15 protein-coding genes and 1 riboswitch are annotated in these 12,285 nt (G+C 30.5%); of the genes, 12 read left to right on the plus strand and 3 right to left on the minus strand.

Annotated features, from left to right (window positions below):
- Window positions 1-139: 139 nt before the first annotated feature.
- The 6 genes from J3R86_RS03635 to J3R86_RS03660 all read left to right on the plus strand — a co-directional run bounded on the left by J3R86_RS03635 (window position 140) and on the right by J3R86_RS03660 (window position 4,413).
- Window positions 140-496 carry an arsenate reductase family protein gene (locus J3R86_RS03635; protein WP_002464078.1) on the plus strand — a complete coding sequence of 119 codons (357 nt, stop codon included), beginning with the start codon at window positions 140-142 and terminating at the stop codon, window positions 494-496.
- 152 nt (window positions 497-648) lie between these two features.
- On the plus strand, window positions 649-1,029 hold the full coding sequence (gene gcvH / locus J3R86_RS03640) for a glycine cleavage system protein GcvH (RefSeq protein ID WP_002464077.1): 381 nt from the start codon (window positions 649-651) through the stop codon (window positions 1,027-1,029).
- Between the two features lie 295 nt (window positions 1,030-1,324).
- Complete coding sequence (locus tag J3R86_RS03645) at window positions 1,325-1,621, plus strand: thioredoxin family protein (protein WP_207518095.1); 297 nt, start codon at window positions 1,325-1,327, stop codon at window positions 1,619-1,621.
- Between the two features lie 57 nt (window positions 1,622-1,678).
- A riboswitch (SAM riboswitch) is annotated at window positions 1,679-1,783 on the plus strand.
- Window positions 1,784-1,872: 89 nt separating this feature from the next.
- The gene (locus J3R86_RS03650) at window positions 1,873-2,898 is read left to right on the plus strand and encodes a methionine ABC transporter ATP-binding protein (protein WP_207518096.1); all 1,026 of its coding nucleotides are present in this window, start codon (window positions 1,873-1,875) and stop codon (window positions 2,896-2,898) included.
- Window positions 2,891-3,586 carry a methionine ABC transporter permease gene (locus tag J3R86_RS03655; protein ID WP_207518097.1) on the plus strand — a complete coding sequence of 232 codons (696 nt, stop codon included), beginning with the start codon at window positions 2,891-2,893 and terminating at the stop codon, window positions 3,584-3,586. The genes J3R86_RS03650 and J3R86_RS03655 overlap by 8 nt, the downstream gene beginning before the upstream one ends.
- 17 nt (window positions 3,587-3,603) lie before the next feature.
- Entirely contained in the window at window positions 3,604-4,413 is an 810-nt protein-coding gene (locus J3R86_RS03660; protein WP_207518098.1) for a MetQ/NlpA family ABC transporter substrate-binding protein, read from the plus strand.
- A 64-nt stretch (window positions 4,414-4,477) separates the two neighbouring features.
- Here the strand turns inward: J3R86_RS03660 and J3R86_RS03665 are convergent, their stop codons facing one another.
- Complete coding sequence (locus J3R86_RS03665) at window positions 4,478-4,765, minus strand: hypothetical protein (RefSeq protein WP_242685749.1); 288 nt, start codon at window positions 4,763-4,765, stop codon at window positions 4,478-4,480.
- A gap of 163 nt (window positions 4,766-4,928) precedes the next feature.
- Here J3R86_RS03665 and J3R86_RS03670 point away from each other — a divergent pair, with 163 nt between their 5' ends.
- The 4 genes from J3R86_RS03670 (at window position 4,929) to J3R86_RS03680 (ending at window position 6,923) form a co-directional block, all read left to right on the plus strand.
- Complete coding sequence (locus J3R86_RS03670) at window positions 4,929-5,819, plus strand: SDR family oxidoreductase (RefSeq protein WP_207518099.1); 891 nt, start codon at window positions 4,929-4,931, stop codon at window positions 5,817-5,819.
- Entirely contained in the window at window positions 5,794-6,183 is a 390-nt protein-coding gene (locus tag J3R86_RS03675; RefSeq protein WP_207518100.1) for a MerR family transcriptional regulator, read from the plus strand. The genes J3R86_RS03670 and J3R86_RS03675 overlap by 26 nt, the downstream gene beginning before the upstream one ends.
- Window positions 6,184-6,460: 277 nt before the next feature.
- On the plus strand, window positions 6,461-6,583 hold the full coding sequence (locus J3R86_RS12220; RefSeq protein WP_278249695.1) for a hypothetical protein: 123 nt from the start codon (window positions 6,461-6,463) through the stop codon (window positions 6,581-6,583).
- A gap of 145 nt (window positions 6,584-6,728) precedes the next feature.
- Complete coding sequence (locus tag J3R86_RS03680) at window positions 6,729-6,923, plus strand: CsbD family protein (RefSeq protein ID WP_002462412.1); 195 nt, start codon at window positions 6,729-6,731, stop codon at window positions 6,921-6,923.
- Window positions 6,924-6,930: 7 nt separating this feature from the next.
- Here the strand turns inward: J3R86_RS03680 and J3R86_RS03685 are convergent, their stop codons facing one another.
- Both J3R86_RS03685 and J3R86_RS03690 read right to left on the minus strand, forming a co-directional pair.
- A complete protein-coding gene (locus J3R86_RS03685) occupies window positions 6,931-8,604 on the minus strand; it encodes an IS1182 family transposase (RefSeq protein ID WP_207518101.1) in 1,674 nt (557 codons plus the stop codon).
- Between the two features lie 307 nt (window positions 8,605-8,911).
- On the minus strand, window positions 8,912-9,766 hold the full coding sequence (locus J3R86_RS03690) for a polyprenyl-phosphate transporter PopT (RefSeq protein ID WP_207518102.1): 855 nt from the start codon (window positions 9,764-9,766) through the stop codon (window positions 8,912-8,914).
- 324 nt (window positions 9,767-10,090) lie between these two features.
- Between J3R86_RS03690 and sufC the strand changes: the two genes are divergently transcribed.
- Window positions 10,091-10,852: a Fe-S cluster assembly ATPase SufC gene (gene sufC, locus J3R86_RS03695; RefSeq protein WP_207518103.1), complete on the plus strand. Its 762-nt coding sequence runs from the start codon at window positions 10,091-10,093 to the stop codon at window positions 10,850-10,852.
- A 102-nt stretch (window positions 10,853-10,954) separates the two neighbouring features.
- A complete protein-coding gene (gene sufD, locus J3R86_RS03700) occupies window positions 10,955-12,262 on the plus strand; it encodes a Fe-S cluster assembly protein SufD (RefSeq protein ID WP_207518104.1) in 1,308 nt (435 codons plus the stop codon).
- Window positions 12,263-12,285 lie beyond the last annotated feature (23 nt).

The following is a 12,285-nucleotide window of genomic DNA, read 5'->3' on the forward strand; positions in this document are numbered from 1 at the left end:
TACATCTCCTCTAAATAGAATATTTAAACCTATTATAGCTAATGATATCTTTTTTATAAAAAAATTAGCTCTAAAAGTAAAGCCATTTTGACGTTAAAATGATATATTAAAGATAATATATAAAGGAGGTTTATTCATAATGATTAAATTCTATCAATATAAGAACTGTACTACTTGTAAAAAAGCAGCAAAGTTTTTAGATGAATATGGTGTGAGTTATGAGCCAATTGATATTATTCAACATACACCAACTAAAAGTGAATTTGAAACAATTATTGCCAATACTGGCGTTGATATTAACAAGTTATTTAATACACACGGTGCAAAATATCGTGAACTAGATTTAAAAAATAAACTTAAAGATTTATCAGATGATGAAAAGTTAGAGCTATTATCATCTGATGGTATGTTAGTGAAACGTCCATTAGCAATTTCAGGAGATAAAATTACACTAGGATTTAAAGAAGATCAATATAAGGATACGTGGTTAGCGTAATTTTGAAAACGTTTTCTTAATTTTGTCGATTTTTATTTCGTTTACATGTAAAATGTAGATTAACAGTCATTCGAAATTTTATAGATTATTGTTGAATGACGTTAAAGCTTGTGGCATCATAAATATGTAAAATTAATTAGGAGGGGATTCTTTTGGCAGTACCGAACGAATTTAAATATTCAAAAGAACATGAATGGGTTAAAGTTGATGGTAATGTTGCAACAATTGGTATCACTGAATATGCTCAAGGAGAGTTAGGTGACATCGTTTTTGTTGAGTTACCTGAAACTGATGATGAAATTAATGAAGGGGATACTTTTGGTAGTGTAGAATCTGTAAAAACAGTATCAGAATTATATGCGCCAATTTCTGGTAAAGTAGTTGAAGTTAACGAAGAACTAGAAGATAGCCCTGAATTTGTAAATGAATCTCCATATGAAAAAGCATGGATGGTCAAAGTAGAAATTAGTGACGACAGTCAAATTGAAGCATTATTATCAGCAGATCAATATTCAGAAATGATTGGCGAATAATAATATCAAACTCCTTAATCATAGTATTGAGGAGTTATTTTTTTACAATAACTTAAATTAACTAATCCAAGAATTGAAATATTATTAGATAAGTAAGAACCTTATGTTTGTGATATGAGAGGTTGTAAAGTCATTAATAATAGTCCAAATACATAAAATAGTAATTACAGTGAGTCGCTAAAGTAAAAATAATGACATAAAATTAGTACATACAATGTAAGCAAGTCGATTGCGTTAAATGATGAGTCGATTATAATTTTAATATCAAACACTTTAAGAAAGGTTCGTTTAAATAATGAGTTGCACTATAGATATTACGGATGTCACACAAAATTTTGACAAAGACAAACATTTAATCTTTGGTTATACACCGACATGTGGTACATGCAAAATTTCAGAACGAATGCTCGATATTGCCAATGAAATTTTGCAGTTACCAATAATTAAAATTGATTTAAACTTTCATCCACAATTTAGTGAAATAAATCAAATTATGTCAGTACCAGTATTATTGTTGATGAATCGAGATAAAGAAGTTAAACGAATTTATGCTTTTCAGTCTGTTCCTAATTTGTTAGAAAATTTAAAATAATTATTGACGAATTTATACAGTAATGGTAGGATTAAAACAAATTAAATGATGCGTAAGCTCTTATCGAGAGTGGTGGAGGGATGTGCCCTACGAAACCCGGCAACCGTCTGTAATGGAAATGGTGCCAATTCACATAAAGTTTTTAACTTTAGAAGATGAGAGAAACAATACTTTTATTGCTTTCTCAATCTTTTTATCGATATTGAGAAAGCATTTTTTATTTTATTAAGCAATACTGGGGAGGTATATACGTGATTGAGTTAAAACAAGTCGTCAAAGAATATCATACGAAAAACAAAAATGTTCTAGCTGTTGATCATGTTGATTTATCTATTAAATCAGGATCAATATATGGGGTGATTGGTTTTTCAGGTGCAGGTAAGAGTACATTAATTAGAATGTTTAATAACTTAGAAGCACCAACTTCTGGCGATATTATTATAGATGGCGATAATATTAGTAAGCTTTCTAAATCAGGACTACGAAAAAAACGTCAAAAAGTAAGCATGATTTTCCAACATTTCAATCTTTTATGGTCTAGAACAGTCCTTAAAAATATAACATTTCCACTTGAAATTGCTGGTGTGTCTAGAAATGATGCCAAGAGGAAAGCCTTAGAATTAATTGAACTTGTTGGACTAAAGGGAAGAGAGAATGCTTATCCTTCAGAATTATCTGGTGGACAAAAACAAAGAGTGGGTATTGCTAGAGCATTAGCAAATGATCCAACGGTCTTACTTTGTGATGAAGCAACGAGCGCATTAGACCCACAAACAACTGATGAAATTTTAGATTTATTACTTAAAATTCGTCAACAACAAAATCTTACAATAGTCTTAATTACTCATGAAATGCATGTTATTCGTCGAATTTGTGATGAAGTTGCTGTCATGGAAAATGGGCGTGTGATTGAGCAAGGCAGTGTAACCAATGTTTTTGAAAATCCACAACATGAAGTAACTAAGCGTTTTGTTAAAGAAGACTTAAACGATGATTTTAATGATTCGACTGTTGATTTAGAACCACTTGATCCAAATGCATATATCGTTAGATTGAACTTTACTGGTTCAACGACAACAGAACCTATTGTTTCTAATCTTTCAAAGTTATATAACATTGATATAAATATTCTTGAAGCGAATATTAAAAATACAAAAGAAGGTACGGTTGGCTTTTTAATTCTACATATTCCATTTATTACTCCTGAAGATTTTGGAAAATTCAAAAAAGAATTGAATGAACAACACGTCAAAGTGGAGGTGTTACGACATGGGTAAATCATTTAGCGATATTATCAATGAAATGGTTACAATGCCTAATGTGCAATGGCCAGATGTTTGGCAGGCAGTAGTTGAAACACTCTATATGACAGTTGTCTCGACAATCTTTGCTTTTATATTCGGTATTATCTTAGGGGTGCTATTGTTCTTATCAGCTAAAGGCACATCTGTAGGCGCAAGAATTTTTTATACAATTGTGTCATTCATTGTAAATTTATTTAGAGCAATTCCGTTCATCATTTTAATATTATTATTAATACCATTCACGAGCTTAGTATTAGGGACAATTAGTGGTCCAACAGGCGCCTTACCTGCATTAATTATTGGCGCAGCACCATTCTATGCCAGACTTGTAGAAATTGCTTTTAAAGAAATTGATAAAGGTGTTATTGAAGCGGCTTGGTCTATGGGGGCTAACACTTGGACAGTTATTAGAAAGGTATTATTACCTGAAGCAATGCCTGCATTAGTATCTGGTATTACGGTTACAGCAATTGCTTTAGTTGGATCAACAGCTGTTGCTGGGGTTATCGGTGCTGGTGGTTTAGGTAACCTAGCTTATTTAACAGGATTTACAAGAAATCAAAATGATGTCATTTTAGTTTCAACAGTATTCATTTTAATTATAGTATTTATAATCCAATTCATTGGTGATTGGTTTACAAATAAACTTGATAAACGATAAAACTGGGGGTTTGTTAAATGAAAAAATTATTAGGTCTTATTTTAGTATTAGCATTATCAGTAGTATTAGCAGCATGTGGTAATAAAGAGGATGACAAAACGATTAAAGTTGGTGCATCTCCTGCGCCACACGCAGAAATTTTAGAAAAAGCTAAACCTTTATTAGAGAAAAAAGGTTATAAACTTGATGTCAAAGTTATTAATGACTATACAACACCAAACAAATTATTAGATAAAGGTGAAGTAGATGCCAACTTCTTCCAACATACACCGTATTTAAATACTGAGAAAAAAGATAAAGGATACAAAATTGAAAGTGCTGGTAACGTACATTTAGAACCAATGGCTGTATATTCTAAAAAATATAAAAGCTTGAAAGACTTACCAAAAGGTGCAACAGTGTACGTATCAAATAATCCAGCTGAACAAGGACGTTTCTTGAAATTCTTTGTTGATGACGGACTAATTAAAATTAAAAAAGGCGTTAAAATTGAAGATGCTAAATTTAGTGATATTACAGAAAACAAAAAAGACATTAAATTTAATAATAAACAATCAGCAGAATTCTTACCTAAAATTTACCAAAACCAAGATGCTGATGCGGTCATCATTAATTCAAACTTTGCTATTGAACAAAAATTAAATCCTAAAAAAGATTCAATTGCTATTGAAAAAGCAGAAAACAATCCATATGCAAACTTAATTGCTGTTAAAGAAGGTCATCAAGACGATAAGAAAATCAAAGCTTTAATGGAAGTATTGCATTCTAAAGAAATTAAAGATTATATTAACGAAAAATATAATGGATCAGTTGTACCAGCAAAATAAATAAGAATATTAAATGCCAACTTCACGATGAAATGAAGTTGGCATTTTTGCATTTAAAATACTCTTAAAATAAAAATATTAAGAGTAATAACAAATGAAATATTGCAGTTGCGATTGGTCCAATTGTTTTAAAGTGTTGTCGATATTTCCAGACAATTAAACAATCAATAAATAGAGAGGAAATCATTAATATTGACATTGTAATTATAATATCAATGTTGTGATAAATTAAAGTTACAATAGCAACAATAAATAATGATAAACTACGTGCAACTGCATAATAAGCATTTTTTTGTTGTGTTTTAACACAAGCTTCAATAGAATAACCTAAACTAACACAGGCACTAATCAATGTAAAAATAGCTTAAATTAAGTAAATAGTAATCATCCTTATTATTTTGTTTAATATACATGTTACTTATCGTTATAAATTAAATCAAATTTAAAAAAGAGCTTGCTATGGAGTGAACACCATACCTTAATATGTATTTATTAAATAACGGAGGGTAAATTTTATGAATATATTTGTAACAGGTGCAACAGGTTTTATCGGAACAGCAGTTATAAAAGAGCTTATTGCTAATGGTCATCAAGTAACGGGATTAGCGCGTACTTTGCAATCAGCAGATAAATTACGCCGACTAGATGCATTGGCACATCATGGTGACTTGGAAAATTACGAAGTTTTAAAAGAGGCAGTAAAACAAAATGATGCTGTTATTCATTTGGCATATGTACATGATTTTTCATCACCTCAGAAATTCTTTGAATCAGGAACGATTGATATGAAAGCCATTTTAGCAATGGGTGAAGCATTACAAGGGACAAATAAACCACTAATCGTTACTGGTGGTATAGCAGGTTTAGATCAGGGACATCTGTTAACAGAGACATTTCGACAAAACGAGGAAACTTTAGAACAAAGCCCAAGACGTAGTGAATTAGCTGCCCAAAAATTAACAGAACAAGGAATTAATGTTTCTATTGTTCGTTTACCACCAGCAGTATATGGTAATGGTACTAGTGCATTTGTAGACATGCTTTCAAATATTGCGCTACAAACAAACGTTTCTGGATATTTAAATAATGGGCAAAATAAATGGTCTGCTGTTCATTATGAAGATGCTGCACAACTATTTAGATTGGTAGTTGAACAGCAACAGCCTGGCATTTATCATGCAGTTAAAGATGAAGGTATTGCATTAAAAGAAATCGCACAAATTATTGGTGATAAGTTAAATTTACCGGTATCACAAATTGCTGACAATGAAGCTGTAGAACACTTTGGTCCAACGATTCAAATGGTGTCATTAGATTGTCCAGCTAGTTGTCAATTGACACAACAACAAACAGGTTGGTTACCTAATAAACCATCATTAATTGAAGAACTATTGTCATCCAAGTAATAAAGGAGGGATTACTATTACTTACTATTCAACAAAAGAAGTTACTTCAAAAACTGGACTAACAAAAGATACGATTTTATATTATGAAAAAATGGGAATCATTGGTCCTATAATAAGAGACGATAATCAGTATCGCATGTATACTGATCAAGATGTTGAATGGCTTAATATCGCCAAAGTATTAAGAAGTATTGATATACTTATTAAAGAATTGATTAATATGCGAAGTACAACATTAGAAGAGAGAATAAGTCATTTGCAGCAGCATAAACATAAAATAGACACAAAAATTGCTGAGTTAGAAGAAATTGCCAACAAGATAAATACTAAGATTACATATATTAGTAAACAATTAGGTCAATAATATATAAGAATAAAGAATTTTATCAACATATAGTTCTTATTATTAGCCGTTTTCATATTGTTATAACAAACACTTGTATTAATTAGCTTGATGTGACACTTATATAAAGCAATGTGAAATATTTAAACAGTAAACAGTCGTTATATTTTAGAGTTATGATGTGAGTTACCAGATATAAAAATCCATAAAATATTAAAAATTTTATATTATTTATTGTTTTGCATCAATAGGTCATTTAAACTAAATTTGTAACTTACAATAAAATGAGGTGAAGTATATGACTCCGAAATTTAAAGTGGTAGTTATGATTAACATCATTATATTGTTAATCATGTTCATTGTATCGATGATTACTTCAAATTGGTTTTTTACAGGAATTGCAGCTGTTGTAGTATTTTAAATTTAGTGATAAATTATCAGCGTTTTCAAAAAGGTTCACAGTAAAAATAGCTAATTAAGAAAATAAAATTGTGTCATATCATGTTTAACTAATTTTCTTCTGGGTAAATATACATTACATCAAGTATAACAAGGAGGAATTTATTATGGCAGACGAAAGTAAATTTGAACAAGCAAAAGGTAATGTTAAAGAAACAGTAGGTAACGTTACTGATAATAAAAATTTAGAAAATGAAGGCAAAGAAGACAAAGCTTCAGGCAAAGCAAAAGAATTTGTTGAAAATGCCAAAGACAAAGCTAACGATTTAATCGACAAAGTTAAAGGCAATAAAGAAGATTAATAATAAATCAAAAGGAGCCTGGGACATTAAGTTCTTGGTGAAAGTAAAAAAAGACAATTTCTATTGAAAATTGATAGAAATTGTCTTTTTCATTATTAATTTTGAAATAAACAGCTCCTTGAGCTGCTAGCTTCCTTATGTTAACTGCCATTAATACAAATCCAAGTTCACGTTTAACCTTATCGAGTCCTCGAACTGACATTCGAGTGAATCCCAAAATAGCCTTCGTGAATCCAAAAACAGGTTCTACGTCAATTTTTCTTTGACTATAGATTTTTTTCGTTTCTGGCTCAGAAAGCTTTTGATTTACTTGAGATTTAAAATACTCCCAATTATAATTCTTCATTATTTTTTTATTTGTTTTTGACTTTGATTTCATACATTGATGTTTGAGTGGACAATCTGTACAATCATCACATTCATATAATTTAAAATCTCTTTTGAATCCATATTTATCATTACGATAAGCATATCGTTTAAATCCTAATCGTTTTTGATTTGGACAAATAAATTCATCGTTGATTTCATCATAATCCCAATTCTGAGTATTAAAAATGTCACTTTTAAATTTTTTAGTTTTATCTTTAATAAACATTCCATATGTAATCAATGGTGTTCTATTAAAATCATCGATAATAGCCATGTAATTTTGTTCACTACCATAACCAGCATCAGCGACAATATACTCAGGTAAATAACCGTAGGTTTCTTTAATTAAAGTTAAAAACGGTATTAAAGTTCTAGTATCTGTTGGATTTTGGTAAACATCATATGATAAAACAAATTGAGAATTTGTCGCTATTTGTAAATTGTATCCTGGTTTAAGTTGTCCATTTTTCATATGATCTTCTTTCATTCTCATAAAAGTAGCGTCATGGTCTGTTTTAGAATAACTATTACGGTCTTGAAGAATTGCTTTTTGTTCTTCGTACTTCGACTTTCGGTCAGAATAATCATCAAATTTCTTTTTAACTTTTTTTATTTTAGTTCTTTTTTGACGAATTTGCCTTCTTAGTTCTGGTTGTGTTTCATTATCAATTTGTTGATTTAAATCTTCGATTTCTTTATCCAAATGACTACCGATTAAATCAATATCTTCTTTTGATAAATCAGTATCTTTATCTTCTATAATCTCTGGTATAATTTTATCCTTTACTAATTCTTGATAGATTGTTTTTGAATTTTCGTTTATATCTGTTTCATAGTTTAAAATACTTTTCTTCCATACGAACGTATATCTATTGGCATCAGCTTCGACTTTGGTTCCATCGATAAAAATAGATTGGTCATCAATAAGATTTTGCTTTAGACACTGACTATGAAATTGGATAAATAAAGATTCAATTAAGGCATCTGTTTTAGGATTGACTCTGAATCGATTAATTGTTTTATATGAAGGTGTTTGATTTTGAGACAACCACATCATACGAAGACTATCATTGAGTAATCTTTCTATTTTTCTTCCAGAATATACAGATTGTGTGTAGGCATATAGAATAATTTTTAACATCATTTTTGGATGATATGAAGTCGCACCACGATAATGTTTGAATTCGTCGAATTCTCTATCTGGTATGCTTTCAACTATGTCATTAACGTATCTTGAAATATCATTTTGAGGAATTTTTACTGAAGTTTCCATTGGTAGTGTAAGTTGAGTCATGTTATAATCTTCATACATAAGACACCTCGTTAATTTGGTTTATTGGTATTTATTAAATTATACGAAAGTGTCTTATTTTTTTGAAGTATTTACATGTAAAATTACATAAAAAACGAAGTATTGTAGTGAAGACTCCTGAGGGAGCAGTGCTAGTCGAAGACTACAGGCTGAGACAGCACCCTAGGAACGCGAAACTACAATACGGAGTATTGAACATAAAGAAGCACAAAGACGATTTAACAATAAAATCATCTTTGTGCTATTATTTTTGGGATTTATGTCCCAGCCTCTTTTTTAGTCAGCAATTTTTATTTGCTTAATATAGTTACTCATTGTCATTATTACTCAATTTACCTAAAAGTAAACTAACGATTAAACCAATTAATAAAGTTAGTATTGATACTATCCAGCTTATTGTTGAAGCTGGTACACCAGGAAAAACGGCATATAATGAACCTACAACAAATCCGATAATAAGTGCTAAAGTCATGTACTTATGATGATGTAAAAAATATTGAATGACTTTGCTTGATAATAAAAATCCAGTTAATACTCCCAAACCTAATATAACTAAAATTGGTAAAGTATTAAAATTTAATTTTACAAGCTCTGAAATAGAGTACATTACTGTACCGTAAGCACCGAAAACAAGTAACATAAACGATCCTGAGATACCTGGCAATAACATTGCACTAGATGCACACATGCCAGCAAAAAAATATTTAATGATTAAACTCGTCGATAATGATAGCGTTGCATCTGCATGTTGATTACCATTATTTAAAAAAGCGATAATGATGAGTATAGTGACACCGAGACACATCATTGCATAGTGTCTGGCAGTAAAAGTTGTTTTAAAGTTTGATATTGCTAATAAGTAAGGAATAATACCTAAGATAAGACCAGTAAAAAAGAACATGGTCGGAATAGGGTGTTCGGATAATAAATAATTAAAAAGACTGCTTAAACTTCCAATGGCTAATAACATACCTAATACAATCGGTAATAAAAATTGAATACTAGTCCAAAAGCGTTTAGAAAATAGACCACTAATTGAAGAAATGAATTGATCATAAATACCAAGTAATAAAGCTATTGTACCTCCACTCACTCCAGGGACTAAATCACTAGTACCCATGGCAAATCCTTTTAAAATATTTTTCCATTTAAATCGCTGCATGTGATGCTCCTTTACAAATATTTATGGTAGTTAACGAGCATATTAACACAACTCAAAATATAAAGTGAAATAATAACATATTAATTTTAGGTAAAATTCATTGAGAAAGTTATCTCTGTCATTATCAGTTATAGTTAAAAGTTCTTCCAGATTAAAATTGGTACATTATAGTAATAAATCTAATAAAAAGGTTTAAGTAGTTTATATTAAGGAATAAGTAAGTTATAATTAAAGGAGTGAATAATTACAAAGGCTTTTTGACTACAAATTAAAATTATTATAAACTGGTCAGGAAATCTTTATATTTTACGGAGGGAATATAAAATGGCATCAACATTAGAAATCAAAGACTTACATGTGTCTATTGAGGATAAAGAAATTTTAAAAGGTGTTAATTTAACAATTAAGACTGATGAGATTCATGCAATTATGGGGCCAAATGGTACTGGTAAATCAACATTATCATCTGCAATTATGGGACACCCAAGTTATGAAGTAACACAAGGTGAAGTATTGTTAGATGGCGTTAATATCCTTGAACTAGAAGTGGATGAAAGAGCAAAAGCTGGACTGTTCTTAGCGATGCAATATCCATCTGAAATCACAGGTGTAACAAATGCTGATTTCATGCGTTCAGCAATTAATGCCAAACGTGAAGAAGGACAAGAGATTAACTTAATGCAATTTATTAAGAAATTAGATAAAAATATGGATTTCTTAGATATAGATAAAGACATGGCTCAACGTTATTTAAATGAAGGATTCTCAGGCGGAGAGAAAAAACGTAATGAAATCTTACAATTAATGATGCTAGAACCTAAATTTGCAATTTTGGATGAAATTGACTCTGGTTTAGATATCGATGCTTTAAAAGTAGTATCTAAAGGTATTAATCAAATGCGTGGAGAAAACTTTGGCGCATTAATGATTACTCACTACCAACGTCTCTTAAATTACATTACTCCAGATAAAGTACATGTAATGTATGGTGGTAAAGTAGTGAAATCTGGCGGTCCTGAATTAGCGAAACGTTTAGAAGAAGAAGGTTACGAATGGGTTAAAGAAGAATTCGGTGCGACTGAATAATCGGATTTAAATTATTCAAAATGACTGAGATGTTCATCTATATATGATGAAAATGAACATTAACTTTAACAATTTAATTTCATCAAGTAGGAGGAAGAAGTTATGACAACTGATATTTTGAACATTTCTGAAGAACAACTTGTTGATTATTCTAAAGCCCACAAAGAGCCTTCTTGGATGACAGAATTACGTAAAAAAGCTTTAAAATTAACAGAAACTTTAGAAATGCCAAAACCTGATAAAACAAAATTAAGAAAATGGGATTTTGATTCATTTAAGCAACATGAAGTAACAGGCAAAGCTTACGAATCACTTTCAGAGTTACCTGAATCAGTAAAAGAAATTATTGATATTGACAACTCAAAAAATTTAGTAATTCAACATAATAATTCATTAGCTTATACACAAGTATCTGAACAAGCATCTAGTAATGGTGTGATTGTAGAAGGTCTTGAAGAAGCTTTAATTAATCATAGCGATTTAGTACAAAAATACTATATGACAGAAGCGGTAACAGTAGATGAACACCGTTTGACTGCATTACACACTGCATTAGTTAATGGGGGATTATTTGTTTACGTTCCTAAAAATGTAGTTGTAGAAGATCCAATACAATATGTTGTCTTACATGATGATGAAGATGCGAGTATTTATAACCATGTCATTATTGTTACTGAAGAAAGTGCAGAAGTAACATATGTTGAGAACTATTTATCTAACGCTTCTGGTGAAGGCAATCAAATTAATATTGTGTCAGAAGTTATCGCTGGTGCTAACTCAAATGTGACGTATGGTTCAGTAGACTATTTAGATAAAGGATTTACTGGTCACATCATTCGTCGTGGTATGACTGAAAGAGATGCTTCAATTAATTGGGCACTTGGTTTAATGAATGAAGGTAGTCAAATTATTGATAATACTACAAACTTAATTGGAGACCGTTCAACAAGTTCATTAAAATCAGTAGTTGTCGGTACAGGCGACCAAAAAATTAATTTAACATCTAAAATTGTTCAATATGGTAAAGAAACAGATGGCTATATTCTAAAACATGGTGTTATGAAAGAACATGCATCATCTGTATTTAACGGTATTGGCTATATTAAACACGGTGGTACGAAATCAGAAGCAAATCAAGAATCACGTGTCTTAATGTTATCTGAACACGCACGTGGAGATGCTAACCCAATTTTATTAATTGATGAAGACGATGTTCAAGCTGGACATGCAGCTTCAGTAGGCCGAGTAGATCCACAACAACTGTATTATTTAATGAGCCGTGGTATTTCTCAACAAGAAGCTGAACGACTTGTTATTCATGGTTTCTTAGATCCAGTTGTACGTGAATTACCAATTGAAGATGTTAAACGTCAATTAAGACAAGTGATTGAGCGTAAAATCACTAAATAATATTTTGAAGATTATTTAAATAT

The organism is Staphylococcus simiae (assembly GCF_017357005.1).
GTDB classification, from domain to species: domain Bacteria; phylum Bacillota; class Bacilli; order Staphylococcales; family Staphylococcaceae; genus Staphylococcus; species Staphylococcus simiae_A.